Below are 24,885 nucleotides of genomic sequence, written 5' to 3' on the forward strand. Positions count from 1 at the left end.
GACGCACACCGAGCAGGAGGGGGGCGCCCGATGAGCACCCGGGACTTCATCGAGAAGGACTACTACGCCGCACTGGGCGTCGCCAAGGACGCCGACGCGGCCGCCATCAAGAAGGCCTACCGGGCCCTGGCCCGTGACCTGCACCCGGACAAGAACCCGGGCAACGCGCAGGCCGAGGCCAAGTTCAAGGAGGCCTCCGAGGCCTACGGCGTGCTCTCGGACCCGGCCAAGCGCAAGGAGTACGACGAGGCCCGCCGGCTCTTCGGCTCGGGCGGCTTCCGGCCCGGCGCCGGCGGTGGCGGTTTCCCGCCCGGCGGCTTCCCGGCCGGCAGTGCCGGGCAGCCCTTCGACCTCGGCGACCTGTTCGGTGCCGCCTCCGGCGGGGGCGGCGCCCGGGCGGGCGGCGGCCTGGGCGACCTGTTCGGCGGGCTCTTCGGCGGCGGCGGTGGCGGTGCCACGGGCACCCGCAGCCGCCAGCAGGCCGCATCCGGCCCGGCACGCGGGCAGGACGTCGAGACCGAGGCGACGCTGGCCTTCGACGAGGCCGTGCTGGGCGTGACCGTCCCGCTGCGCATGCAGAGCCCGGGTTCCTGCCCGACCTGCCACGGCAGCGGCGCCAAGCCCGGCACCGCCCCGCACACCTGCCCGGTCTGCAACGGCGCCGGCGTCACCAGCCGGAGCCAGGGCGCCTTCGCCTTCTCCGAGCCCTGCCGCGAGTGCCGCGGCAGCGGTACGGTCGTCGACGACCCGTGCGCCACCTGCAAGGGCAGCGGCATCACCGACCAGGTCCGCACCATCACCGTGCGCATCCCGGCCGGCGTCAAGGACGGCCAGCGCATCCGGCTGGCCGGCAAGGGCGCACCGGGCCGCCGCGGGGGCCCGGCCGGCGACCTGTTCGTCGTCGTGCACGTCACCGGCAGCGAGCTGTTCGGCCGCAGCGGTGACGACCTGACCCTCGACGTCCCGATCAGCTTCGCCGAGGCCGCGCTCGGCACGACGCTGACCGTCCCCACCCTGGACGGCACGGTGTCGCTCAAGGTGCCCCCGGGCACGGCCGGCGGCCGCACCTTCCGGGTGCGCGGTCGCGGCGTGCACGGCAAGGGCCGCACCGGTGACCTGCTGGTCACGGTCAGCATCGCGGTGCCCACCTCGCTGGACGCCGAGGCGCGCGCCGCGGTGGAGGAGCTGGCCGCCCGGATCGACGAGGACCCGCGACCGCAGGTGACCGCCGCGGTCCGGGCGGGAGGGGGTGTGTGAGGTGAGCGAACCGCGGTCCGTGGCCGACGACGCCCCCGTCTTCGTCATCTCGGTGGCCGCCCAGCTGGCCGGCATGCACGCGCAGACGCTGCGCCAGTACGACCGGCTCGGGCTGGTCAGCCCCGGCCGCACGGCCGGGGGCGGGCGCCGCTACAGCCCCCGCGACGTCGCGCTGCTGCGCGAGGTGCAGCGGCTGTCCCAGGAGGACGGCGTCAACCTGGCCGGCATCAAACGGATCATCGAGCTGGAGTCGCAGGTCGAGGCGCTGCAGGACCGGGTGCGCGAGCTGCTCGCCGAGGTCGACGACGCCCGGCACCGGGCGGCGGCGGCCGAGGCGGCGGCCACGGGCTTCCGCGCCGACACCGGCTACCCCGCGCCGGGCACCGCCCTGGTGGTCTGGCGACCCCGCGGACCGAGGAGCAGCAGATGAGCGACGGGAACCCCACGGGGCCGGTGCACGTCGAGGACGACGTGAGCACCGCGACGACCACCGCCGACCCCGCCGCCCACGAGGCGCACGTGGCCCTCGAGCGCGAGGTGGCCCTGCTGCTGCGCCGGGCCCGGGCGATCCAGGGCCGGCTCGCCGGGGAGCTACACCGGGGTCTGGACGGCGCCGCCTACGGCCTGCTGGTGCTGCTCGACGACGCCGGCCCGCTGCGCGCCAGCGACGTCGTCGTCCGGCTCGGGCTGGACAAGTCCACCGTCAGCCGGCAGGTCGCCTCGCTCGTGGACGCCGGCCTGGTCGACCGGGTCGCCGACCCCGACGACGGCCGGGCGCAGGTGCTGTCCACCTCCACCGAGGGGCACCGCCGGCTCTCGGAGATCCGCGACGCCCGCCGCGCGCGCTGGGAGGCCGACCTGGCCGACTGGGCCACCGACGACGTGGCGTCGCTCGCCGCCCTGCTCGGCCGGCTGAACCGGCTCGGCGAGGCCCGCGAGGCCCAGGTCCGCGGCACCGCGCTCGCCGACGACTGACCCCGCTCCGCAGCCCGACCACGGCCGCGTCCCCACCCGGGGGCGCGGCCGTCGTGCGTCCTGGGTGACCCACCTCTCCGGCGTACAGGTTGCAGACCTCAACCAATTGCGTGAAGATGGTTGAGGTCTACAAGCAACGTCGGAGGTGCAGCGTGCACGTCGCACAGGACACGGCCGACCGGCTGACCGCCGGTCTGGGTCAGCTCATCCGCGCCGGTCGCCAGCTCTCGCACCGCGCCGCCCACGAGCTCTACGGCGACCTCCCCGGTTTCGGCTGGGCGCTGCTGGTCCCGCTGGAGCGCGACGGCGAGCAGCGGTGCAGTGCGCTGGCCGCCGCCGTCGGCGTGGACGGCTCCGTCGTCAGCCGGCAGGTCGCCGTCCTCGAGCGCTCCGGCTTCGTCGTCCGCCGGCCCGACCCGCTCGACGGCCGGGCCAGCCTGATCGGCCTCAGCGAGGCCGGCGCCGCCGCGCTCGAGCGCACCCGCGAGGTGCGCGGGGAGTGGGCGGCCGCCGCGCTGTCGGACTGGACCGACGAGGAGGCCGCCACCCTCTGCCGCCTGCTCGAGCGGCTGACCGCCGACCTCGGCGTCGGCCGCGCACCCCGGCCCGAGGCCGCGGCGTGAGCACCGCCGCCCCCACCACCCACCACGAGAACGCAGGAGCAGCACGCATGGCGAGCACCACCACCGCCGACCGCGCGACCGCGCGCCCGGCCGAGGAGTCCCCGGCCGAGCAGCAGGGCCGGATGAGCCACCGGCAGATCCTCGAGGCCCTGTCCGGGCTGATGCTGGCGCTGTTCGTCGCCATGCTGTCCTCGACGGTCGTCTCCAACGCGCTGCCCACGATCATCACCGACCTGCGCGGCTCGCAGAGCCAGTACACCTGGGTGGTCACCGCCACCCTGCTGGCCAGCACGGCCTCGACCCCGATCTGGGGCAAGCTGTCGGACCTGATGAGCAAGAAGCTGCTCATCCAGATCGCGATCGTGGTCTTCGTGACCGGCTCGGTGCTGGCCGGGCTGGCGCAGTCGGTGCCGACGCTCATCGGCTGGCGCGTGCTGCAGGGCCTGGGCCTGGGTGGTCTGCAGGCCCTGGTGCAGATCGCCATGGCCGCGATGATCAGCCCCCGCGAGCGTGGCCGGTACTCCGGCCTGCTGGGCGGCGTGATGGCCGTGGCCACCGTCGCCGGGCCGCTCATCGGTGGCCTGCTGGTCGACACCAGCTGGCTGGGCTGGCGGTGGTGCTTCTTCGTCGGCGTCCCGGTCGCCGTCGTCGCCCTCGTGCTGCTGCAGCGCACGCTGCACCTGCCCACCGTCAAGCGGACCGTGCACATCGACTACCTGGGCGCGGCCTTCCTCACCGCCGGCGTCTCCCTGCTGCTGATCTGGGTGACCCTGGCCGGCGACAGCTTCGCCTGGCTGTCCCTGGAGACCGCGCTGATGGTCGGTGGCGGCCTGCTCGCCGTCGTCGCCTTCGTGGTCACCGAGACCCGCGCCAAGGAGCCCATCGTCCCGCTGCGGCTGTTCCGCGAGCGCACCACGACGCTGGCGATCGTCGCCTCGGTCGCCGTCGGCGTCGCGCTGTTCGGCTCGACGGTCTTCCTCGGCCAGTACCTGCAGATCTCGCGCGGCTACTCACCGACCGCCGCCGGTCTGCTGACCATCCCGATGGTCGGCGGGCTGCTGGTCTCCTCCACCGTGTCGGGCATCCTGATCTCCCGGTACGGCAAGTGGAAGGCCTACCTGGTCGCCGGGTCCGTGCTGGTCGCCGCCGGCTTCGGGCTGCTGTCCACGATCGACCACACCACGAACATGGTGCTGCTCGGCGTCTTCCTCGCCGTCCTGGGCCTGGGCATCGGCATGACGATGCAGAACCTGGTGCTCGCGGTGCAGAACACGGTGGCCGCCACCGACCTGGGTGCGGCCAGCTCCGCGGTCGCGTTCTTCCGCAGCCTCGGCGGCACCATCGGCGTCTCGGTGCTCGGTGCGGTGCTCAGCGCCCGGGTCAGCTCGCTGATCACCGCGGGGCTGCCCGCCGGTGCCGCGGCGCAGTCCGGCGGCGGCGACGTCGGCCTGGCGAACCTGGCAGACGCCCCTGCCCCGGTGCAGGACCTCATCCGGGTGTCCTACGGCGACGCGACCGGCCGGATCTTCCTGGTCGCCGCGGTCCTGTCGGTGATCACCGTGGTGTCGGTGCTGTTCATCAGGGAGGTCGCGCTGCGCACCGAGAGCGGTGACGAGCGGGCCCGGGCCGAGCGCTCCGGCGCCCCGGTCGCCGCCCCGGTGCCCTCGGACAGCACCGCTGCGGTGGACCAGCAGCTGGCCGGCCGGCACGCCGTCGGCGGGGTCGACGCCCCCGAGCACCCGGTCCGGGTGACCGTCCTCCTCGAGGAGGAGGACCACGGCCGCCACGGGGCCCACGAGCCGGTGGCCGCCCGCCGCTGACCCGCCCCCGCGCAGCAGGGCCCGCCCCCACCCGGGGGCGGGCCCTGCTGCGTCAGGAGCTGCCGGAGCTGGCGTCGCTGCCCGACCCGGAGGACGACGTCACGCCCGACCCGGTGCTGAGCGGGTCCTCCGAGCTCGTGGTGCCGGTGGTCGTGGAGTCGGTGCTGGTCGCGGCGGTCGTCCCCGTGCCGGTCGACTCCGTGCCGGTCGACTCCGGGGTCGTGGTCGTCCCGGTGTCGGCCAGGGCGATCGTGGCGGCACCGGTGCCGGCCATGACCGCGGCGGCGACGCCGGCGGTGACGAGCCGCAGGCGCAGGGTGCCGCGGCGACGTGCTCCGAACGGGGTCTCGGGCTCCATGCGGACGACGGTGACCGCCCGACCCGTGCCCCGCCTATGCGCCGGCTGGGGAACGCAGCAGGGCCCCCTCCCGATCGCGGGAGGGGGCCCTGTGGTGGTGCGGGGTGCGTCAGGACACGAGCGCGGCGTCCAGCGTGATGTCGACGCCGGTCAGGGCCTTGCTCACCGGGCAGCCGGCCTTGGCGTCCTCGGCGGCCTGCTTGAAGCCGGCCTCGTCCAGCCCGCTGACCTCGCCGCGGACGGTCAGCTTGATGCCGGTCAGCTTGAAGCCGCCGTTGGCGGAGTCCGGGCCGAGCGAGACGTCCGCGGAGACCTCGAGGCTCTCGGGGGTGCCGCCGGCCTGGGCGATCAGGGCGGAGAACTGCATCGCGTAGCAGGCTGAGTGGGCCGCGGCGATGAGCTCCTCGGGGGAGGTGGTGCCGCCGGCCTCGTCGGCCGCGCGCTTGGGGAAGGACACGTCGTAGGTGCCGACCTTCGAGCTGGACAGCTCGACCTGGCCGGAGCCCTCCTCGAGGGTGCCGTTCCAGGCGGTGCGTGCGGTGCGAGTGGGCATGTGTGCTCCTTCGTCGTCAGGCCGCCGTGTCTCGACGGGCCGTTCGATCGCGCACAACCGATCAGTTCGGTGAACTGTTCCCGTCCGAGGAGACCCGGTCCGTGAGGGTCCGGAGCTCACCCTTCAGGTGGTCGAACTCGGCGATCGTCATGCCCAGTGCCCCGATCATGTCGCGCGACACCTCGAATGCCTGCGACTCCAGCTCGCGGCCGGCCGCGGTGAGCTGGATGGACACCGAGCGCTCGTCGTCGACCCGGCGGTGGCGGGTGACCAGACCGGCCGCGGTGAGGCGCTTGAGCAGGGGGGACAGCGTCCCGGAGTCCAGGGCGAGCCGGCTGCCGAGCTGGCCGACGGTCTGGCCGTCCTCCTCCCACAGCAGCATCATGACCAGGTACTGGGGATAGGTGAGACCCATCTTGTCCAGCATGGGGCGGTAGCGGGCGGTGACCGCACGCGAGGCCGCGTACAGGGCGAAGCACAGCTGGTCGTCCAGCTCGACGCTGGGCTGTGGGGTGTCCGGCATCCCACAAGCTTAGGGGGCGCAATGCAACCTCGGGATCCGGGCGGTCTCGTTGCGCTGTTCGGGTTGAGCGGAACAGACTCAACTCTGCGATCGTTGACGGCGGAGACACCCCACGACGGAAGGACCCCACCCCGACCATGGACAAGCTGACCACCCGTGCGCAGGAGGCCATCGCCGCAGCTCAGCGGCTGGCGGTCGACCGCGGCCAGGCCGCGCTGGAGCCGCTGCACCTCCTGCTCGCCCTGCTCGACCAGACCGACGGCATCGCCGGTCCGCTGCTGCAGGCCACCGGTGCCGTCCCCGGCGAGGTGCGCGCGCGGGCCGAGGCGGCGCTGCGCCGGATGCCCAGCGTCTCCGGGTCGACCGTGGCCGCGCCGGCGCCGTCCCGCGACTTCCTGCGGGTGGTCAACGCCGCGGGGGAGCAGGCCACCGCGCTCGGCGACGAGTTCGTCTCCACCGAGCACCTGATCGTGGGGCTGGCCGCCGTCGGCGGGGAGGCCGGGTCGGCGCTGACCGCCGCCGGCGCCACCGACGAGGCACTGCTGGCGGCCTTCCGCACCGTGCGCGGCAACCGCAAGGTCACCTCCGCCGACCCCGAGGGCACCTACAAGGCGCTGGAGAAGTACGCCGTCGACCTCACCGAGCGCGCCCGCGAGGGCAAGGTCGACCCGGTCATCGGCCGGGACACCGAGATCCGCCGCGTCGTGCAGGTGCTCTCCCGCCGCACCAAGAACAACCCGGTGCTCATCGGCGAGCCCGGCGTCGGCAAGACCGCGATCGTCGAGGGCCTGGCCCAGCGCATCGTGGCCGGTGACGTCCCCGAGAGCCTCAAGGGCAAGCGGCTGATGAGCCTGGACCTCTCGGCGATGGTGGCCGGCGCCAAGTTCCGCGGTGAGTTCGAGGAGCGGCTCAAGGCCGTGCTCCAGGAGATCACCGAGAGCGACGGCGAGGTCGTCACCTTCATCGACGAGCTGCACACCATCGTGGGCGCGGGCGCCAGCGGCGACTCCGCCATGGACGCCGGCAACATGATCAAGCCGATGCTGGCCCGCGGCGAGCTGCGCATGGTCGGCGCGACCACGCTGGACGAGTACCGCGAGCACATCGAGAAGGACCCCGCGCTGGAGCGGCGCTTCCAGCAGGTGTGGGTCGGCGAGCCCAGCGTCGAGGACACCATCGGCATCCTGCGCGGGCTCAAGGAGCGCTACGAGGTGCACCACGGCGTCCGGATCACCGACGCCGCGATCGTCTCGGCCGCGACGCTGTCCGACCGCTACGTCACCGCCCGCTTCCTGCCGGACAAGGCCATCGACCTCGTCGACGAGGCCGCCAGCCGGCTGCGGATGGAGATCGACAGCCGCCCCGTCGAGGTCGACGAGGTGGAGCGCGTGGTCCGCCGGCTCGAGATCGAGGAGATGGCGCTGGCCAAGGAGGAGGACGAGGCCAGCCAGCAGCGGCTGGTCGCCCTCCGCGAGGACCTCGCCGACCGCCGCGAGCTGCTGGACCAGCTGACCGCCCGCTGGCAGCAGGACAAGGGCGCCATCGACCGCATCCGGGAGACCAAGGAGCGGCTGGAGACCGTGCGCCAGGAGGCCGAGCGCGCCGAGCGCGACGGCGACCTGGCCCGGGTCGCCGAGCTGCGCTACGGCCAGCTGCCCGCCCTGGAGAAGGCGCTGGCCGAGGCCTCCGCGAGCACCGCCGACGCCTCGATGCTCAAGGAGGAGGTCGGCCCCGACGACATCGCCGAGGTCGTGCAGTCCTGGACCGGCATCCCCGCCGGGCGGCTGCTCGAGGGCGAGACGGCCAAGCTGCTGCGGATGGAGGACGTGCTCTCCGGCCGCGTCGTCGGGCAGCCCGAGGCCGTGCGCGCGGTGGCCGACGCCGTCCGCCGGGCCCGCTCCGGCGTGGCCGACCCCGACCGGCCGACCGGGTCCTTCCTGTTCCTGGGCCCCACCGGCGTCGGCAAGACCGAGCTGGCCAAGGCGCTGGCGGAGTTCCTCTTCGACGACGAGCGGGCGATGGTCCGCATCGACATGAGCGAGTACTCCGAGAAGCACTCGGTCTCCCGGCTGGTCGGGGCGCCCCCCGGCTACGTCGGCTACGAGGCCGGCGGCCAGCTCACCGAGGCGGTGCGGCGCCGTCCGTACACGATCGTGCTGCTCGACGAGGTCGAGAAGGCCCACCCCGACGTGTTCGACGTCCTGCTCCAGGTGCTCGACGACGGCCGGCTCACCGACGGCCAGGGCCGCACGGTGGACTTCCGCAACACCATCCTGGTGCTGACCTCCAACCTCGGTTCGCAGGTCATCGCCGACCAGTCGATCGCCGCCGACGCCAAGCGGCGCGCGGTCGACGACGTGGTGCGGGCGCACTTCAAGCCGGAGTTCCTCAACCGGCTCGACGACGTCGTGGTGTTCCGCCCCCTGGGCACCGAGGAGCTCACCGGCATCGTCGACATCCAGGTCGCCGTGCTGGCCCGCCGCCTGGCGGCCCGCCGGCTGACCCTCGAGGTCTCCGACGCCGCCCGCGAGTGGCTGGCCATGAACGGGTTCGACCCGGTCTACGGCGCCCGGCCGCTGCGCCGGCTGGTGCAGTCCGCGATCGGCGACCAGCTGGCCCGCGCGCTGCTGTCCGGGGACATCCGGGACGGCGACGTGGTGGCCGTGGACGTGGCCGGGGAGCTCGACGCCGGGCTCGTCGTCCGCCGCGCCGGCAGCACCCCGCCGCAGGCCGACGGCGCCGCCGAGCCGCCGCGGGAACTCACCGCCTGACCTGCGGCCCGACCGACGGCGCCTCCCGACCACCCGGTCGGTGGGCGCCGTCGCGTTCCGGGTCGCCGGAGTCCGGGGGAGCCGTCATGATCTTCCCGCCCGGGTGCGCCGGGCCCGATGGAGGAGGACGCATGACGTCAGGACAGGGGAACCCCGGCGACTGGGGCCAGCCCGGACAGGGTCAGCCCCCGCAGGGCCAGCCGTACGGCCAGCAGCCCGGTTACCAGCAGGGCCAGCCCGGCTACGGCCAGCAGCCCGGCTACCAGCAGGGCTACGGCCAGCAGGGGTACGGCCAGCAGGGGTACGGCCAGCAGCCCGGCGGCTACCCCGCCGCGCCGAACGCCGGCTGGGGTCCCCAGGGCCCTGCTGGCCCGGCGCCCGCCCGGCCCGCGACGGTCACCAACGGCATCTACGCCTTCGTCGCCGCCACCGTCCTCGGGCTCATCGGGTCGATCGTGACCTTCCTGAACCTGCAGACGATCCTCGACAACGCCTACCGCGACGCCGGCATCGACCCCGACTCGGTCGACGCCTCGCTGTCGGGCGTGGGCAACGGCGCCGCCACGGCCGGCGCGGTCATCGGGCTGATCTTCTTCGCCGCCTACTGCGCGGTCATCTGGTTCGCCTACCAGGGCAAGAACTGGGCGCGCATCGTGCTGTTCGTGCTCGGTGGCCTGAGCCTGCTGTCGGTGTTCAACATCGCCGGCACCGGCGTCGCGCTGATCACGATCCTGAGCATCCTGCAGCTGGTCCTCATCGCCGCGGGCATCTTCTTCCTGGCCCAGAAGGCGTCCAGCCAGTGGTACGCCGCCATGAAGGGTCGCTGACCACCAGCTGACCGGGGCCGCCGTCCACAGCCTGTGGACGACGGCCCCGTGCCGTCTCCCCGTCGGCCACCCTCGTCGCACCCGGGCACGCCGGGGACGAGGGAGGGACGACGGTGGAGCGGACGACGACGGCGCGGACGGCGGCAGGATCCGGGGGCGGCGCGGGGGACCACGGGCCGCGGTGGCCGGTGCGGCTGCGGCACCTGCAGAGCACCCGCTGGGTGGTGCGGCTGCTGACCGTGCAGGTCGCGCTGCTGTGCGTCCGGGTGCTGGCGGGCCTGCTGGTCCTCGACCCGGTGTCGGTGCTGCCACCGCTCCTGCAGGTCCTGCTGGTGGGCTGGCTGCGGCACGCCTTCGTCCGCCAGCACCGGTGGGCCTGGGCCGGCCTGGTGGCCCTCACCGTGCTCGACGCCGGCCTGCTCCTGGTGTCCGGCCCGGTCTGGGCCGTCGCCGGCCACGCCGTCCTGCTCGGGCTGCTGCTGCACCCCGACGCCCGCGAGTGGGTCCGGCCCGGACCGTGATCTGCTGGGCCCGCCCGGCCCGACCACCGAGCACGACGAGGAGACCGCGATGACCGGCTACGGCCCGCCTCCCGGCTACGGCCCGCCTCCCGGCTACGGACCGCCGCCCGGCTACGGCTCGCCCCCGGCCTACGGACCGCCTCCGGCCTACGGACCGCCCCCGGGCCACCCCTACGGACCGCCGCGGCCGGTCCCGCCGCCGATGGCGCGGCCGACCGTCGTCACCGCCGGCGTGCTCGCCTTCGCGGTCAGCGCGCTGGTCGGTCTCGTCAGCGCGGTCGTGGTGCTCACCAACCGCGACGCCTACGTCGAGCAGGCGCTCCGCGAGGTGGGCCTGAGCAGCAGCGACATCGAGTCGGGCTTCGGCAGCGCGTTCATCGGCGGCGTCAGCACCGCGGCCACCACGGCGGCGGCGGTCACCACCCTGCTCGGCGTCGCGCTGTACGCCACCATGTCCGCCTTCGCGTGGCAGGGCCACCACTGGGCCCGCATCGTGCTGTGGGTGCTCGGCGGGCTTGGCCTGTTCGGGCTGATCGGCGCCCTGCAGGCACCGCTGGCCGTGATCACCGTGCTCGGTGTCGTGCAGGTGCTCCTGCTCGGCGCGGGGGCGGTGCTGCTGGCACTGGGCCCGGCGAACACCTGGTACCGGGTGCGCGGGCTGCGGCGCGCGGCGGACCTGCCCGACTGACCCTCAGCCTGCCCGCGCGGGCAGCCACTCCCGGGTGGTCCGGGCCAGCAGGCTGGCCACCGCCGCCACGCAGAGCACCAGCACCAGCAGCGAGGAGATCGTCGTCCCGCCCGCGTCCAGCGAGGACAGCACGGTGCGCAGCGCGACGAACAGGCCGACCGCGACGCCGGTCCAACGTGCCCACGCGCGGCGGCGGAGCAGGAAGACCGCGGCCAGCCCGGCGAGCAGACCCAGGACCAGGTACAGCACCTGGCCCAGCACCAGGCTGCGGGTGACCGCGGCCCGGTCCAGGTCCGGCTGCGCGGCCAGGTACTGGTCGACCACGGTGTCCCGGCCGACCAGGGTCAGCACGGTGCTCGCGGTCAGCAGCACCGCGACGGCCAGCAGCGTCCCGGCGGCCACCCGCACCGACGGGGGAGGGGGAGGGGCAGCGGTCACCGGGCCACCCTGGCACGCCGCGCACCGCGTCCGGGCCCCGGATGCCCGACACTGGTCGGTGCCCGAGCAGGACCCCGCACCCGAGGAGACCCCGACCATGACCAGCACCCGCCCCGTGCGCGGCGCCCTGATCGCGGCCGCCGTCGCCCTCGTCGCCGGGCTGACCGGCTGCTCCTCCGACGACGGCGGGTCCGGCGCGGCCAGCACCGGCGCGACCGCCACCTCCGCGCCCTCGACCGCCCCGTCCACCGACCCGGTGGGCGCCGGCTGCTCGCAGCTGCCCGCCGACGCCCTGGCCACCCTGGCCACCCAGCCGGTCGGCACGGCGCTGGCCGGTGCGCCGCTGGTGAGCACGCTGGCCTCCGCGGTCGGCGCGGCGAACCTGACCGCCGCGCTGGACGCGCAGAGCGACATCACCGTCTTCGCCCCGGTCAACACCGCCTTCGACGCCGTCCCCGCCGACCAGCTGAACGGGCTGCTCGCCGACCTGCCCCGGCTGACGTCGGTGCTGCAGCACCACGTGGTCAGCGGCCGGCTGTCCCCCGACCAGGTGGTCGGGGACCACACCACGCTGCTCGGCGACACCATCACGGTCACCGGCAGCGCCGACGCCCCGGTCGTTGCGGCGGACCAGACGCTGCTCGGCGCGGCCGACGCCACCGTGGTCTGCGGCAACGTGCAGACGGCGAACGCGACCCTCTACCTCGTCGACCAGGTGCTCGCCCCGCAGGCCTGAGCCGGGCACCGTCGACCTCAGTAGGGTCGGGTGCATGACGGCGCCGACCTCCCACCCCGACCGGACCCGGCTGCTGGAGCTGATCACCGACCTCGCCGTCGTGCACGGCAAGGTGACGCTCTCGTCGGGCCGCGAGGCCGACTGGTACATCGACCTGCGCCGGCTGACCCTGCACCACGAGGGCGCGCCGCTGGTCGGCCGGGTGATGCGGCAGCTGACCGCCGACCTGCGCTACGACGTCGTCGGCGGGCTCACCCTGGGTGCCGACCCGGTGGCCACCGCGATGCTGCACGCCGCCGGCGACGGCGAGGGCTTCCTGGACGCCTGCGTGGTGCGCAAGCAGGGCAAGGCGCACGGCCTGCAGCGCCGGATCGAGGGCCCGGACGTCGCCGGACGCGCCGTGCTGGTGGTCGAGGACGTCTCCACCACCGGCAGCAGCCCGCTGACCGCCGCCGAGGCGCTCACCGAGGCCGGCGCCGAGGTCATCGCGGTGGCGGTGATCGTCGACCGCGGAGCCCGGGCCGCCGTCGAGGCCGCCGGCTACGAGTACCGCGCCGCGTTCTCCCTCGAGGACCTCGGCCTCAGCTGATCAGGCGGGGCGGCCGCTGCGGCGGCCGCGCACGACCTCGACGACCGCCGGCACCAGCGAGAGCACCACGACGCCGAGGATGAACAGCTCGACGTGGTCGCGGACGACGGCGACCTGGCCCAGCCAGTAGCCCAGCAGCGTCACCCCGGCCGCCCACAGGACGCCGCCCAGGACAGACCACACGACGTACCGCCGGACGTCCATCAGCGAGACCCCGGCCATCACGGTGGCGAAGGTGCGCACGATCGGCACGAAGCGGGCCAGCAGGACGGTCTTGTTGCCGTTGCGGTCGAAGAACCCCTGCGCCTTCTCCACGTACTCGGCCTTGAACAGGCGGCTGTCGGGCCGGCTGAAGACCGTGGGCCCCACCCGGCGGCCGATCCAGTAGCCGACCAGGTTGCCGGCGATCGCGGCCAGCGGGAGCGCGACGAGCAGCACCCACAGCGGCACGGAGAACACCCCGCCGGCGACCAGCAGGCCCGCGGTGAACAGCAGGGAGTCACCGGGCAGGAAGAACCCGACCAGCAGCCCGCACTCGGCGAACAGGATCACCATGATCCCGATCAGGCCGAAGGTGTTGACCAGGTGCGTCGGGTCCAGGAAGGAGCTCACGGCGCGGGACCGTACGTGCGCCGACTGTGAGGACGCTGGACGTGCTGGGGAGCGTCGGTCCCACGACGTACCGTGGCCGCGTGACCGCCACCACAGCGACGACGACATCGCCGGACGCCGCCGCCCCCGACTGGCTCGCGGAGCTCACCGCCGCGCTGGGCCGGGACAGCGTGCTCACCGACCCCGACGTCACCGCCTCCTACGCCCGCGACCAGGCGATGCTCGCCCCGGCCGGCACCCCGGCCGCGGTCGTGCTGCCGCGCACCACCGCCGACGTGTCGGCGGCCCTGCGCATCGCGCACGCCCATGGCGTGCCGGTCGTCCCCCGCGGCGCGGGCTCGGGCCTGGCGGGCGCGGCGAACGCGGTCGACGGCGCGATCACGCTGGTCATGACGCGGATGGACAAGGTGCTGGAGGTGTCCACCGCCGACCGGCTGGCCGTCGTCCAGCCCGGCGTGGTGAACAAGGCGCTGCGCGACGAGGTCGCGAAGCACGGGCTGTTCTACCCACCGGACCCGTCGTCCTACGACTGGTGCACGATCGGCGGCAACCTGGCCAACAACTCCGGCGGCCTGTGCTGCGTGAAGTACGGCGTCACCACCGACTACGTGCTCGGCATGGAGGTCGTGCTCGCCGACGGGCGCGTGCTGCGCACCGGCCGGCGCACGGTCAAGGGCGTGGCCGGCTACGACCTGCCCAAGCTGTTCGTCGGCTCCGAGGGCACGCTCGGGGTGATCACCGAGGCCACGCTGTCGCTGCGGCCCGCCCCGCGCACGCCGGTCACCCTGGTCGCCACCTTCTCCAGCACCGCGCAGACCGGCCAGGTCGTGGAGGCCGCGGTGAGCTGCGGCGTCGTCCCCAGCCTCATGGAGGTCATGGACCAGACCTGCATCCGGGCCGTGGACGACATGCTCAAGGCCGACCTGGACCGCGACGCGCACGCGCTGCTGGTCGCGCAGTCCGACGCCGGCGGCGAGGCCGCCGTCGCCGAGATGGAGGTGCTGGCGCAGCTGTGCCGCGACGCCGGCTGCGAGCTGGTGCACGTCACCGACGACGCCGCCGAGGGCGACCTGCTGCTGGCCGCCCGCCGGATGGCGCTGCCCGCGCTGGAGCAGCTGGGCACCACGCTCATCGACGACGTCGCCGTCCCCCGGTCGCGGATCGCCGCCTTCCTCGACGGCTGCGACGCCATCGCCCGCGAGCGCGGCCTGGTCATCGGCGTCGTCGGGCACGCCGGCGACGGCAACATGCACCCGACGATGTGCTTCGACCCGACCGACGAGGACCACAAGGCGCGTGCCTTCGCCGCCTTCGACGACGTCCTCGAGCTGGGCCTGGCGCTGGGCGGCACGATCACCGGCGAGCACGGGGTGGGCAACCTGAAGTCCGAGTGGCTGGAGCGCGAGATCGGCCCGGTGGCCCTGGACGTGCACCGCTCGATCAAGCGCGCGCTGGACCCCGACGGGCTGCTCAACCCGGGGAAGATGTTCAGCGCGGGTTGAGCCTGGGCACCCGGGGGCGGTGTCGAGACAACGGCTGCTGGTCATCGGGGGCGACGCGGGCGGCATGTCCGCCGCGGCGCAGGCCCGCCGCATCGACGGGTCCCTGGACGTCGTGGTGCTCGAGCAGGGCGAGGACACCTCGTTCTCCGCCTGCGGCATCCCGTACTGGGTCGGTGACCTGGTCGGCAGCCGCGAGGACCTGGTCGCCCGGACGCCGGAGGAGCACCGCCGGCGCGGCATCGCGGTGCACACCGGCACCCGTGCCGAGTCGGTCGACCTGGACGCCTGCCGGGTCACCGCCGCCGACGGCCGCACCTTCGACTACGACCACCTGCTGATCGCCACCGGCGGCCGGCCCTCCCGCCCGCCGATCGAGGGCCTGAACGCCCCCGGCGTCCTCGGCGTGCACCGCCTCGACGACGGCGCCCGCATCCGGGCCGCGATCGACGCGCTGCCGCGCGACCGGCAGGGGAAGGCCGTCGTCCTGGGCGGGGGCTACATCGGCCTGGAGATGGCCGAGGTGCTGCAGCGCCGCGGGCTGGCCGTCGACGTCGTGCTCGCCGACCCGCTGCCGATGGGCCTGCTGGACGCCGACATGGGCGAGCGGGTCTGCGAGGCGATGCGGGCCATGGGGATGGGCGTGCACACCGACCAGGCGGTGCGTGAGGTGCTGCTGGACCGCGACGGCCGGGCCTGCGGGGTGCGCACCGACCAGGGGACCTACGACGCCGACCTCGTCGTCCTCGGCCTGGGCATGGGGCCCGAGGCCCGGCTGGCCGAGGCCGCCGGTCTGGGCATCGGGGTGACCGGCGGGATCGACGTCGACGCGACCATGCGCAGCCGCACCCACGAGAACGTCTTCGCCGCCGGCGACTGTGTGCAGACCTACCACCACCTCACCGGGGAGCCCGCGCACGTCGCGCTGGGCACGCACGCGAACAAGCAGGGCCGGGTCGCCGGGTCGGTCATCGCCGGTCGGCCGGCCCGGTTCGCCGGCGTGCTGGGGACGGCGCTCACCAAGGTGGGTGACCTGGAGATCGGCCGCACCGGGCTGTGCACCACGCAGGCCGAGCAGGCCGGGTTCGACTTCCGCACCGACGTCGTCGAGGGCACCACCCGGGCCGGTTACTACCCGGGCGCAGAGGACATCGCGGTCAAGCTGGTCACCGAGGCGGGGTCGGGGCGGCTGCTGGGCGGCCAGGTCGTCGGCGGCGCGGGTGCGGGCAAGCGGGTCGACGTGCTGGCCACCGCGATCTGGGGCCGGATGACGGCGGAGGAGCTGTCGGAGTCCGACCTGTCCTACGCCCCGCCGTTCTCCCCGACCTACGACGTGGTGGCGGTGGCCGCGCGGGTGGTCAGCCGGGCCGAACGGGGCTGACCCGGTCGCGCGGCGGGGTGGTGCGCACGGCCAGCGCCGCCCCGGTGACGGCGACGAGCTCCAGCAGCAGCATCGCCCACGCGCCCCAGGCCGGGGTGCCGGCCGACCCCAGCAGCCGGACGACGGTGACCACGTGCGCGACGAGTCCGACGACGGCGAACAGCAGCGCCACCCAGGCGCAGCCCCGGCGCAGCCGCAGCCAGACGAGGACCAGCAGCAGGGCGGCGGGGACGACGCCGACGACCGCCCCGCCGACCTGCTCCTCCGGCGTGGCCCCGACGTCGACGGCCAGGGTGACCACGACCCCGGCGACCACCAGCCCGACGACGAGGGCGGTCACGGCCCACCGTCCCGGCCGGGACCACGGGACGGCGACCAGGCCGACGAGGGCCGCGGCCACCATGCCGGCGAAGGCCGGGACGACCGTGGCCTGGTAGCCGTCCAGCCGGAGCAGGTCGGCCTGCGTGGCGTCGACCCGCCCGCCGCCGTCCAGTGCGCCCGACGCCCAGGTGGTGTCGCCGGTGAGCAGGGCCGAGGCCGCCGCCGCGGCGACGACCAGCAGCCAGCCGAGCAGGGGGCCACCGCGGGGGCGCGGGCGATCGGTCACCACGGGGCGATCCTGCCGGGTGCCGTGCTCGCCCGCTGTCGTCGTCCGCAGGTCGGGCGGGATACTGACCGGCGAGCAGCTCGTCCTCTCTTCGACAGGAGCGTCACCGTGCCCATCGCGACCCCCGAGGTCTACGCCGACATGATCAGCCGGGCGAAGGCGAACGGCTTCGCCTACCCGGCCATCAACTGCACCTCCTCGGAGACGGTCAACGCCGCGCTGCGCGGGTTCGCCGACGCCGGGTCCGACGGCATCATCCAGTTCTCCACCGGCGGCGCGGAGTTCATCTCCGGCACCCGGGTCAAGGACATGGTCGTGGGCGCCACCGCGCTGGCCGAGTACACCCACGTGGCCGCGCAGCACTACCCGGTCAACGTCGCGCTGCACACCGACCACTGCCCCAAGGACAAGCTGGACAGCTACGTCCGGCCGCTCATCGCGCTCTCGCAGGAGCGGGTCGACAAGGGCGGCAACCCGCTGTTCCAGTCGCACATGTGGGACGGGTCGGCCATCGACCTGGACGAGAACCTGTCGATCGCCGCGGAGCTGATCGAGAAGACCGCCGCGGCCAAGATCGTGCTCGAGCTGGAGATCGGCGTCGTCGGCGGCGAGGAGGACGGCGTCTCCCACGACATCAACGACAAGCTCTACACCGCCCCCGGCGACTTCGTGCAGACCGCGAAGACCCTGGGCCTGGGCGAGAAGGGCATCTACCTGCTGGCCGCGACCTTCGGCAACGTGCACGGCGTCTACAAGCCGGGCAACGTGAAGCTGCGCCCCGAGGTGCTCAAGGAGGGCCAGGAGGTCGTCGTCTCCGAGCTGGGTCTGGAGGCCGGCTCCAAGCCGTTCAACTTCGTCTTCCACGGCGGGTCGGGCTCCTCGCAGGAGGAGATCCGCGAGGCGCTGAGCTACGGCACGGTGAAGATGAACGTCGACACCGACACCCAGTACGCCTTCACCCGGCCGATCGCCGGGCACATGTTCAGCAACTACGACGGCGTGCTCAAGGTCGACGGCGAGGTCGGCAACAAGAAGACCTACGACCCGCGCACCTACATGAAGCTGGCCGAGACCAGCATGGCCGCCCGCGTCACCCAGGCCTGCGAGGACCTGCTCTCGGCCGGGACGTCGCAGTCGTGACCCACGCCCACCGGGACCTGCTGGGCCCGCCGCCGGAGACCCTGCTGCCGGCCAACCCCGAGGCCGACGCTGCGCTGGCCGCCGGGACCCCGGCCGCCGAGGTCGCAGCCAGTCACCCGACGGTGAGCGCCGCCTGGGCGCAGCTGGCCGAGGACGCGCTGGCCGGGGGCCGGGTCATCGAGGCCTACGCCTACGGCCGCACCGGCTACCACCGCGGCCTGGACGCGCTGCGCCGCAACGGCTGGAAGGGCTACGGCCCGGTGCCGTGGTCGCACGAGCCCAACCGTGGCTTCCTGCGCTGCGTGACCGAGCTGGCCAAGGCCAGCGAGGCGATCGGCGAGACCGCGGAGACCCAGCGCCTCACCGAGCTGCTGCGCGACTGCGACCCCACCCTCGCCCCCTAGCTGGAGCAGCATCCGGTCACCAGGGCAGCATCCGGTCACCGGGTAGCGATCCGGTCAGTGCACGCACTGACCGGATCGCTGCGCAGTGGCCACGCACGGGGCTGTGGATGGCCGGGGCTGTCCACAGATCGCTGACGACCACACCGCCGGGGCCTGCGCCGGGCCACTGTCCACGGCATGCACCCCTTCCTGCGCGCCGCGGCGACCCAGCAGCACGGCGTCGTCACCACGCGCGACCTCACCCGGGCCGGCATCACGCCGCAGGAGGTGCGGCGGGCGGTGGTCAACGGCGCATGGGTCAGGTTGCGGCGCGGAGCGTTCATCGAGTCCACCGCGCTGGCGGGCGCCGATGCGGCAGGGGAGCGCCACCTCGTGGAGGCCACCGCTGTGGTGCACAGCGTCGACCGCCCCGGCGCGGTGCTCAGCGGGTATTCGGCGGCCAAGGTGTGGGGGCTGCCCACGCCGCGGCGGCTACGCGGGACCGTGACGCTCACCGACCCCGAGCAGCACCGTCGTGGCCACGGGTACGTGATCACCCACGGACCGCTGCCGCCGGGCTCGACCACCGTGCACCGCGGCCTCCCCGTCACCACGCTGGCGCGCACGGTGGTCGACTGCGCCCGGTCGTGGTCGATGGAGGAGGCGGTCATCCTGGCCGACGCCGCCCGCTGGGGCGACCGGCTGACCGCGCGTGAGCTCGAGGAGGCGCTGGGCGCCGCGGCCGACCACCGGGGCGTGGCGGCCGCGCGACGGGCGGTCGGGCTCGCCCGCGACGGCGCGGACTCCCCGCTCCAGACTCGTACCCGGTTGCGGCTGCACGAGGCGGACCTCGAGATCCCGGAGCTGCAGGTCGTCATCCGCGCCGACGGGGTGTCCCACGAGGCCGACGGCTGGTTCGGTCGGCACGGCATCGTCATGGCCTGCGACGGCCGGCAGAAGTACCGGGATCCATGGGGGATGACGACGGAGCAGAAGCACTGGCAGGAGAAGCGCCAGCGCGAGGTGCTGATGGCGGCGGGCGTCCGCTTCTGGACGGTCACCACCGAGGACGTCGAGGACGGGTGGCCGCGGGCGATGGCGCGGCTGCTCGAGCTCATGGCGCACACCTCGCCCGTGCCGCTGCGCGTCGTGGTGTCCGGCGAGCGCCGCCGCAGGCCCCGCGCCGGGTGATGCGGACGGAATCCGATCACCGGGCAGCGATCCGGTCGGTGCATGCGCTGACCAGATCGCTGCACCGCGACCGGCTGTGCACGCGGTGACCGTGTACGGCCGGACATTGACCCTTCCTGTCTGCACATATGTTCTGACGGTAGGCACTTCTGTGCTGCGCCATCCCGTGGCACGATGCGCGGGATGAGCAACGCAGCTCTGCCTCCGGTGGCTCCGGACGACCGTCCCGTCGTCCCGGTCTTCTTCCTGTCCGACTCCACGGGCATCAGCGCCGAGATCATGGGCAACGCGCTGCTCATCCAGTTCCCCGAGGTCAGCTTCGACCGCACGCTGGTGCCCTTCATCGCGACCGTGGAGATGGCCCGCGAGGTCGTCGCCCAGCTCGACGACGCGATGGCGGCAGCCCGGGCCGGCACGGCCGCCGCACCGCTGGTCTTCTGCACCGCGGTCGTCGACGAGGTGCGCGCCGAGCTGTTCCGCACGACCGCCCCGGTCATCGACCTGTTCGGCATGCACATGGCCCGGGTCGAGGAGCTGCTCGGCGCCCGCGGTCTGCGCGAGGCCCGCCGGCTGCACGGGGTGGGCGACGTCCGCCGCTACAACGACCGGATGGCCGCGGTCGAGTTCGCGATCGAGCACGACGACGGCCAGACCTTCCGGGCGATCGAGCGCGCCGACGTCATCCTGCTGGCGCCCTCCCGCTGCGGGAAGACGCCCACCGCCATGTACCTGGCCCTGCAGCACGGCCTCTTCGTCGCCAACTACCCGCTGGTCGACGAGGACCTGGAGACCACCGACCTGCCCCGCCCGGTGCGCGAGCACGCGGCCAAGTGCTTCGGGCTGACCACCACGGTGACCCGGCTGTCCCGGGTCCGCCAGGAGCGGCGCCCCAACTCGCGCTACGCGTCCGAGGCGCAGTGCCGCTTCGAGCTGCGCCAGGCCGTGGCGATGTACGACCGGCACCGGATGCCGACGATCGACACCTCGAGCTCGTCGGTCGAGGAGATCGCCGCCGTCGTCCTGCAGACCCTCAAGCGCACCCGCCCCGGCGCCCGCCGGCCGGCGTCCGGCACCCCTGGAGGAAATCCGTGAGCACCGAGAACGTCCGCTGGTTCGCCGAGCTGGGGATGGGGGACCTGGAGGAGGTCGGGGGCAAGAACTCCTCGCTGGGGGAGATGATCTCCAACCTGGCCGACGCCGGCGTCAAGGTCCCCGACGGGTTCGCCACGACGGCGCACGCCTACCGCTCGTTCCTGGGCGACACCGGGCTGGCGGAGCGGATCAGCGAGAAGCTGGGCAGCCTGGACGTCGACGACGTGCGGGCGCTCTCGGCGGCGGGCAAGGAGATCCGCGGCTGGATGGTCGACCAGCCCTTCCCCGAGGAGCTCGAGAAGGACATCCGCTCGGCCTACGAGCAGCTGGCCTCGGACGCCGAGCTGTCCTTCGCGGTCCGGTCCAGCGCCACCGCCGAGGACCTGCCGGACGCCTCCTTCGCCGGTCAGCAGGAGACGTTCCTCAACGTCCGCGGCATCGAGGCCGTGCTGACCGCGATCCGCGAGGTCTACGCGTCGCTGTACAACGACCGGGCGATCGCCTACCGGGTGCACCACGGCTTCGCCCACGACGCCGTCGCGCTGAGCGCGGGCGTGCAGCGGATGGTCCGCTCGGACATCGGCTCGTCGGGCGTCATGTTCACCATGGACACCGAGTCCGGCTTCCCCGACGCCGTGTTCATCACCAGCGCGTTCGGCCTGGGCGAGGGCGTGGTGCAGGGCGCGGTCAACCCGGACGAGTTCTACGTCTACAAGCCCGCGCTCAAGGCCGGCAAGGCCGCGATCCTCAAGCGGGGCGTGGGCGCGAAGGCCACCAAGATGGTCTACACGACCGACGCGACGGTCGGCCGCACGACGGAGTTCGTCGACGTCGACGAGGCCGAGTCCCGCTTGCTCAGCCTCACCGACGAGGACGTGCTGACCCTCGCCCGGTACGCGGTGACCATCGAGGAGCACTACGGCCGCCCGATGGACATCGAGTGGGGCAAGGACGGCCTGGACGGCGAGCTCTACGTGCTGCAGGCCCGCCCCGAGACCGTCGTCTCCCGCGCCGGGTCGACCCTGGAGCGCTACACGCTCACCGGCACCGGCGAGGTGGTCGTCGAGGGCCGGGCGATCGGGCAGAAGATCGGCGCCGGCGCGGTCAAGGTGCTCTCCGACATCGACCAGATGGCCGACTTCGAGCGCGGCGACGTCCTGGTGGCGGACATGACCGACCCCGACTGGGAGCCGATCATGAAGCGCGCCTCGGCCATCGTCACCAACCGCGGCGGCCGCACCTGCCACGCGGCGATCATCGCCCGCGAGCTGGGCATCCCCGCCGTCGTCGGCACCGGCAACGCCACCAAGGTGCTGGAGGACGGCCGCGAGGTCACCGTCTCCTGCGCCGAGGGCGACGTCGGCAACGTCTACGAGGGCCGGGTCGACTTCGACGTCAGCGAGACCAAGCTCGACGAGATGCCCGACATCCCCACCAAGATCATGATGAACGTGGGGACGCCGGAGCAGGCCTTCGCCTTCTCCCGCCTGCCGCACAAGGGCGTCGGGCTGGCGCGGCTGGAGTTCATCATCAACCGCCAGATCGGCATCCACCCCCGCGCCCTGCTGGACCTCGACTCCCTCGACGGCCGGTTGAAGGAGGAGATCAGCGAGATCATCGCCGCCTACCCGACCCCGCGGGACTACTTCGTGCAGCGGGTCGCCGAGGGCATCTCGATGATCGCGGCGGCCTTCGCCCCCGAGCCGGTCATCGTGCGGATGAGCGACTTCAAGTCCAACGAGTACGCCAACCTGCTCGGCGGGGAGGCCTACGAGCCCCACGAGGAGAACCCGATGATCGGCTACCGGGGCGCCTCCCGGTACCTGTCGGAGGACTTCGCCGAGTGCTTCGCGATGGAGTGCGCCGCGCTCAAGCACGTGCGCGACGACATGGGCCTGACCAACGTCAAGATCATGATCCCGTTCGTGCGGACCGTGGCCGAGATCGAGGGCGTCGTCGAGCTGCTCGGCACGCACGGGCTGGTGCGCGGGGAGAACGACCTGTCGGTGGTCATGATGTGCGAGCTGCCCTCGAACGCCCTGCTGGCCGACCAGTTCCTCGACCACGTCGACGGGTTCTCCATCGGCTCCAACGACATGACCCAGCTGACCCTGGGCCTGGACCGCGACTCCTCCCTGGTGGCGGCCACCTTCGACGAGCGCAACCCGGCCGTGCTGAAGATGCTCGAGATGGCCATCCAGGCCTGCTTGGAGCGGGGCAAGTACGTCGGCATCTGCGGCCAGGGCCCCTCCGACCACCCCGACCTGGCGCAGTGGCTGGTCGAGCAGGGCATCGAGTCGATGTCGCTGAACCCCGACACCGTCGTCGACACCTGGCTGGCGATCGCGGGGACGAAGGGCTAGCGGCCCCGGCGCAGCTCGGCGGTGAGGGTGGCGAGCGCGTCGCCACCGCTCATCAGCTGGGTCAGCCCCTCGACGTCGACGTCCTCGCGGGTCAGGTCGGCGGCCACCCGGCCGCCGGCCAGCAGCAGGAACCGGTCCCCGACCAGGTGCGCGTAGCCGGGCATCGACGTCACGAACAGCACCGCGATGCCTGCGTCGCGGGCGGCGACGACCGTGCGCAGCACCAGCGCGTGCTGCGCCACGGTCAGCGGTGCCGCCGGCTCGTCGACCACCAGCACCCGGGCACCGAAGTGGATCGCCCGCGCCACCGCCAGGCTGTGCCGCTGCCCCGGCTGCAGCGCCGCCGCCGGCTGGTTGACGTTGAGCCCCGGCAGCCCGACCCGGGCCAGCCCCCGCGCGGCGCCGTCGCGGGCGGCCTCCAGGTCGATGCGCCGGAACGGCCACACGCCCCGCGTCGGCTCGTCGCCCAGCCAGAAGTTGCGCCAGACCGTCATCAGCGGGATGACGGCGAGGTCCTGCCAGATGGTGGCGATGCCCCGGGACCGGGCCTGCCGCGGACGCCGGAACCGCACCGCCGTGCCGTCGACGAGCAGCTCGCCCTCGTCGTGCCGGCGCACCCCCGACATCACCTGGACGACGGTCGACTTGCCCGCCCCGTTCTCGCCCAGCAGGCAGGTGACCGTGCCGGGCAGCAGCCGCAGCGAGACCCGGTCCAGCGCCGGGACCTGGCCGTAGCGCACCGTCACCCCGCGCAGCTCCAGCACCGGGGCCGTGGCGACCGGCGGCAGCACCGGGGCGCCCTCGGGCTCCGGGAACGGCAGCGCCTCCTGCACGCTCACGAGCGGGGCACCGCGATCAGCCGCCGGCGGGCGACGCCGTTGGCCAGCAGCGCCACCACGAGCAGCACGCCCAGCACCACCTGGAAGGACTGCGGGGGCCAGCCGGCCACGCCGATGCCGGTGCGCACCGCGCCGTAGAGCAGCGCCCCGGCCGCCGCGCCCACCGCCGAGCCGTACCCGCCGCCGAGCAGGCAGCCGCCGATCACCGCGACCACCAGGTACTCGATCTCGGCCCCGAAGCCCGGCGCCACCGGCACCCCGCCCTGCCGGACCAGCGCCAGCGTGCCGAGCAGCCAGGCCGCCGTCGCGGTGAGCAGGTACAGCGCGACCGTCGTCCAGGCCGTGGGCACGCCCAGCTCGCGGGCCGCCCGGCGGGACCCGCCGAGCGCGTAGACCGCGTTGCCGAACCGGGTGCGGCGCAGCAGCCAGCCGGCCAGCAGCACCGCGGCCGCCCACCACACGATCGACACCCGGAACCGGCCGTCGCCCAGCACCAGCACCGACCCGAAGACCGCGTCGGCCGACGCCCAGCCCGGGGCGCCCTCGACGCCGTCGACCAGGGACGTGCCGGCCACCGACTGCGCCACCACCAGCGTGCCGCCCTGCAGCACCAGGAAGGTCGCCAGCGTGACCAGGAAGCTGGGCAGGCCGGTGATGACCACCAGCAGCCCGTTCACCGCGCCCACCGCCAGCGCGGCGACCAGCGACACCGCCAGCGCGGGCCACAGCCCCCAGCCCGCCTCGCTGACCAGCAGGCCCGCGGTCACGCTGCTGGCTACCGCCAGCACCCCGATGGACACGTCGAACTGCCCGGCGACCAGCAGCACCGTGACGGCCACCGCGCCGATGCCGATGAGCGCGGCCGCGTCCAGCACCGACGCCCAGCCGCCGGCCCCGAGCAGCTGCGGGGCCTGCACGCCGAACACCACCAGCGCGACGACCACACCGGCCAGCGCAGGGGTGCTGGGCCGGGTGAGCAGCCGGCGGCCCCGGGACGGCGCACGCCGCTCCGGCGCCCCGAACACCGGGCGCTGGGCAGCGGTCACCACGGGCGACGGACGGCGGTCGGCGGCAGGGGGGCCTCCTCGGGGGTGCAGGG

General features: G+C 73.9%; 26 protein-coding genes. 18 read left to right on the forward strand and 8 right to left on the reverse strand.

The features are described 5' to 3' along the window. Positions 1-30 precede the first annotated feature (30 nt). The 5 genes from dnaJ (at position 31) to BM158_RS03665 (ending at position 4,675) form a co-directional block, all read left to right on the forward strand. Complete coding sequence (gene dnaJ, locus BM158_RS03645) at positions 31-1,257, forward strand: molecular chaperone DnaJ (protein ID WP_091554778.1); 1,227 nt, start codon at positions 31-33, stop codon at positions 1,255-1,257. Between the two features lies 1 nt (position 1,258). Continuing rightward, a complete protein-coding gene (locus tag BM158_RS03650) occupies positions 1,259-1,687 on the forward strand; it encodes a heat shock protein transcriptional repressor HspR (protein WP_091554780.1) in 429 nt (142 codons plus the stop codon). Continuing rightward, complete coding sequence (locus BM158_RS03655) at positions 1,684-2,232, forward strand: MarR family winged helix-turn-helix transcriptional regulator (protein WP_091554782.1); 549 nt, start codon at positions 1,684-1,686, stop codon at positions 2,230-2,232. Before BM158_RS03650 ends, BM158_RS03655 begins: the two co-directional genes overlap by 4 nt. Positions 2,233-2,384: 152 nt before the next feature. After that, the gene (locus tag BM158_RS03660) at positions 2,385-2,855 is read left to right on the forward strand and encodes a MarR family winged helix-turn-helix transcriptional regulator (protein WP_091554784.1); all 471 of its coding nucleotides are present in this window, start codon (positions 2,385-2,387) and stop codon (positions 2,853-2,855) included. 47 nt (positions 2,856-2,902) lie between these two features. Next, entirely contained in the window at positions 2,903-4,675 is a 1,773-nt protein-coding gene (locus BM158_RS03665) for an MDR family MFS transporter (RefSeq protein WP_091554786.1), read from the forward strand. A 52-nt stretch (positions 4,676-4,727) separates the two neighbouring features. Here BM158_RS03665 and BM158_RS03670 read toward each other — a convergent pair whose 3' ends face one another. From BM158_RS03670 to BM158_RS03680, 3 genes are all read right to left on the reverse strand, one after another. Next, a complete protein-coding gene (locus tag BM158_RS03670; RefSeq protein WP_091554788.1) occupies positions 4,728-5,033 on the reverse strand; it encodes a hypothetical protein in 306 nt (101 codons plus the stop codon). 109 nt (positions 5,034-5,142) lie between these two features. Continuing rightward, complete coding sequence (locus tag BM158_RS03675; RefSeq protein ID WP_091060611.1) at positions 5,143-5,586, reverse strand: OsmC family protein; 444 nt, start codon at positions 5,584-5,586, stop codon at positions 5,143-5,145. A gap of 61 nt (positions 5,587-5,647) precedes the next feature. After that, positions 5,648-6,109, reverse strand: coding sequence for a MarR family winged helix-turn-helix transcriptional regulator (locus BM158_RS03680; protein ID WP_091554789.1), 462 nt, complete (start codon positions 6,107-6,109; stop codon positions 5,648-5,650). Between the two features lie 137 nt (positions 6,110-6,246). Here BM158_RS03680 and clpB point away from each other — a divergent pair, with 137 nt between their 5' ends. From clpB to BM158_RS03700, 4 genes are all read left to right on the forward strand, one after another. Then, positions 6,247-8,880 carry an ATP-dependent chaperone ClpB gene (clpB, locus tag BM158_RS03685; RefSeq protein WP_091554792.1) on the forward strand — a complete coding sequence of 878 codons (2,634 nt, stop codon included), beginning with the start codon at positions 6,247-6,249 and terminating at the stop codon, positions 8,878-8,880. A 131-nt stretch (positions 8,881-9,011) separates the two neighbouring features. Further along, on the forward strand, positions 9,012-9,707 hold the full coding sequence (locus BM158_RS21980; protein WP_091554794.1) for a hypothetical protein: 696 nt from the start codon (positions 9,012-9,014) through the stop codon (positions 9,705-9,707). 188 nt (positions 9,708-9,895) lie between these two features. Then, positions 9,896-10,228 (forward strand): hypothetical protein, encoded by a 333-nt coding sequence (locus BM158_RS03695; protein WP_091554796.1) that lies wholly within the window; start codon positions 9,896-9,898, stop codon positions 10,226-10,228. Between the two features lie 49 nt (positions 10,229-10,277). After that, positions 10,278-10,916 carry a hypothetical protein gene (locus BM158_RS03700; protein ID WP_091554798.1) on the forward strand — a complete coding sequence of 213 codons (639 nt, stop codon included), beginning with the start codon at positions 10,278-10,280 and terminating at the stop codon, positions 10,914-10,916. Positions 10,917-10,919: 3 nt separating this feature from the next. Here BM158_RS03700 and BM158_RS03705 read toward each other — a convergent pair whose 3' ends face one another. After that, positions 10,920-11,354, reverse strand: coding sequence for a hypothetical protein (locus BM158_RS03705; RefSeq protein WP_131801964.1), 435 nt, complete (start codon positions 11,352-11,354; stop codon positions 10,920-10,922). 97 nt (positions 11,355-11,451) lie between these two features. Here BM158_RS03705 and BM158_RS03710 point away from each other — a divergent pair, with 97 nt between their 5' ends. Both BM158_RS03710 and pyrE read left to right on the forward strand, forming a co-directional pair. After that, entirely contained in the window at positions 11,452-12,090 is a 639-nt protein-coding gene (locus tag BM158_RS03710; protein WP_091556270.1) for a fasciclin domain-containing protein, read from the forward strand. A gap of 34 nt (positions 12,091-12,124) precedes the next feature. Continuing rightward, a complete protein-coding gene (gene pyrE, locus BM158_RS03715) occupies positions 12,125-12,679 on the forward strand; it encodes an orotate phosphoribosyltransferase (protein WP_091554800.1) in 555 nt (184 codons plus the stop codon). Here the strand turns inward: pyrE and BM158_RS03720 are convergent, their stop codons facing one another. Continuing rightward, a complete protein-coding gene (locus BM158_RS03720; RefSeq protein WP_229827465.1) occupies positions 12,680-13,291 on the reverse strand; it encodes a DedA family protein in 612 nt (203 codons plus the stop codon). It lies immediately after the preceding gene. Positions 13,292-13,371: 80 nt separating this feature from the next. Here BM158_RS03720 and BM158_RS03725 point away from each other — a divergent pair, with 80 nt between their 5' ends. Together BM158_RS03725 and BM158_RS03730 are read left to right on the forward strand one after the other, a co-directional pair. Continuing rightward, positions 13,372-14,793: an FAD-binding oxidoreductase gene (locus tag BM158_RS03725; protein ID WP_091554802.1), complete on the forward strand. Its 1,422-nt coding sequence runs from the start codon at positions 13,372-13,374 to the stop codon at positions 14,791-14,793. 19 nt (positions 14,794-14,812) lie between these two features. Next, on the forward strand, positions 14,813-16,171 hold the full coding sequence (locus BM158_RS03730; protein ID WP_091554804.1) for an FAD-dependent oxidoreductase: 1,359 nt from the start codon (positions 14,813-14,815) through the stop codon (positions 16,169-16,171). Here the strand turns inward: BM158_RS03730 and BM158_RS03735 are convergent. Beyond that, positions 16,149-16,781, reverse strand: a complete 633-nt coding sequence (locus BM158_RS03735; RefSeq protein WP_091554806.1) for a hypothetical protein — start codon at positions 16,779-16,781, stop codon at positions 16,149-16,151. The two genes, BM158_RS03730 and BM158_RS03735, sit on opposite strands and share 23 nt — an antisense overlap. A gap of 105 nt (positions 16,782-16,886) precedes the next feature. Here BM158_RS03735 and fbaA point away from each other — a divergent pair, with 105 nt between their 5' ends. The 5 genes from fbaA to ppsA all read left to right on the forward strand — a co-directional run bounded on the left by fbaA (position 16,887) and on the right by ppsA (position 22,947). Next, entirely contained in the window at positions 16,887-17,918 is a 1,032-nt protein-coding gene (gene fbaA, locus BM158_RS03740) for a class II fructose-bisphosphate aldolase (RefSeq protein ID WP_091554808.1), read from the forward strand. Further along, complete coding sequence (locus BM158_RS03745) at positions 17,915-18,322, forward strand: DUF3151 domain-containing protein (protein WP_091554809.1); 408 nt, start codon at positions 17,915-17,917, stop codon at positions 18,320-18,322. Before fbaA ends, BM158_RS03745 begins: the two co-directional genes overlap by 4 nt. Before the next feature lie 177 nt (positions 18,323-18,499). Beyond that, the gene (locus BM158_RS03750) at positions 18,500-19,492 is read left to right on the forward strand and encodes a type IV toxin-antitoxin system AbiEi family antitoxin domain-containing protein (RefSeq protein ID WP_091554811.1); all 993 of its coding nucleotides are present in this window, start codon (positions 18,500-18,502) and stop codon (positions 19,490-19,492) included. Positions 19,493-19,675: 183 nt separating this feature from the next. Continuing rightward, positions 19,676-20,584: a pyruvate, water dikinase regulatory protein gene (locus BM158_RS03755; protein WP_091554813.1), complete on the forward strand. Its 909-nt coding sequence runs from the start codon at positions 19,676-19,678 to the stop codon at positions 20,582-20,584. Continuing rightward, positions 20,581-22,947, forward strand: coding sequence for a phosphoenolpyruvate synthase (gene ppsA, locus BM158_RS03760; protein ID WP_229827464.1), 2,367 nt, complete (start codon positions 20,581-20,583; stop codon positions 22,945-22,947). Before BM158_RS03755 ends, ppsA begins: the two co-directional genes overlap by 4 nt. On the opposite strand, the gene BM158_RS03765 is transcribed toward ppsA, so the two are convergent. After that, a complete protein-coding gene (locus BM158_RS03765) occupies positions 22,944-23,786 on the reverse strand; it encodes an ATP-binding cassette domain-containing protein (protein WP_229827463.1) in 843 nt (280 codons plus the stop codon). The genes ppsA and BM158_RS03765 overlap by 4 nt on opposite strands. After that, positions 23,783-24,832, reverse strand: a complete 1,050-nt coding sequence (locus tag BM158_RS03770) for an ABC transporter permease (protein WP_229827462.1) — start codon at positions 24,830-24,832, stop codon at positions 23,783-23,785. The genes BM158_RS03765 and BM158_RS03770 overlap by 4 nt, the downstream gene beginning before the upstream one ends. Between the last annotated feature and the right edge of the window lie 53 nt (positions 24,833-24,885).

The organism is Klenkia taihuensis (genome assembly GCF_900112525.1).
In the GTDB taxonomy this organism is placed as follows: Bacteria; Actinomycetota; Actinomycetes; order Mycobacteriales; family Geodermatophilaceae; genus Klenkia; species Klenkia taihuensis.

Coding starts and splice junctions, on each gene's coding strand:
- BM158_RS03700 (WP_091554798.1), top strand. CDS start 10,278: ATGACCGGCTACGGCCCGCCTCCCGGCTACGGCCCGCCTCCCGGCTAC.
- BM158_RS03750 (WP_091554811.1), top strand. CDS start 18,500: ATGCACCCCTTCCTGCGCGCCGCGGCGACCCAGCAGCACGGCGTCGTC.
- clpB (WP_091554792.1), top strand. CDS start 6,247: ATGGACAAGCTGACCACCCGTGCGCAGGAGGCCATCGCCGCAGCTCAG.
- BM158_RS03680 (WP_091554789.1), bottom strand. CDS start 6,109: ATGCCGGACACCCCACAGCCCAGCGTCGAGCTGGACGACCAGCTGTGC.
- dnaJ (WP_091554778.1), top strand. CDS start 31: ATGAGCACCCGGGACTTCATCGAGAAGGACTACTACGCCGCACTGGGC.
- BM158_RS03670 (WP_091554788.1), bottom strand. CDS start 5,033: ATGGAGCCCGAGACCCCGTTCGGAGCACGTCGCCGCGGCACCCTGCGC.
- BM158_RS03655 (WP_091554782.1), top strand. CDS start 1,684: ATGAGCGACGGGAACCCCACGGGGCCGGTGCACGTCGAGGACGACGTG.
- BM158_RS03755 (WP_091554813.1), top strand. CDS start 19,676: ATGAGCAACGCAGCTCTGCCTCCGGTGGCTCCGGACGACCGTCCCGTC.
- BM158_RS03665 (WP_091554786.1), top strand. CDS start 2,903: ATGGCGAGCACCACCACCGCCGACCGCGCGACCGCGCGCCCGGCCGAG.
- BM158_RS03675 (WP_091060611.1), bottom strand. CDS start 5,586: ATGCCCACTCGCACCGCACGCACCGCCTGGAACGGCACCCTCGAGGAG.
- BM158_RS21980 (WP_091554794.1), top strand. CDS start 9,012: ATGACGTCAGGACAGGGGAACCCCGGCGACTGGGGCCAGCCCGGACAG.
- pyrE (WP_091554800.1), top strand. CDS start 12,125: ATGACGGCGCCGACCTCCCACCCCGACCGGACCCGGCTGCTGGAGCTG.
- BM158_RS03710 (WP_091556270.1), top strand. CDS start 11,452: ATGACCAGCACCCGCCCCGTGCGCGGCGCCCTGATCGCGGCCGCCGTC.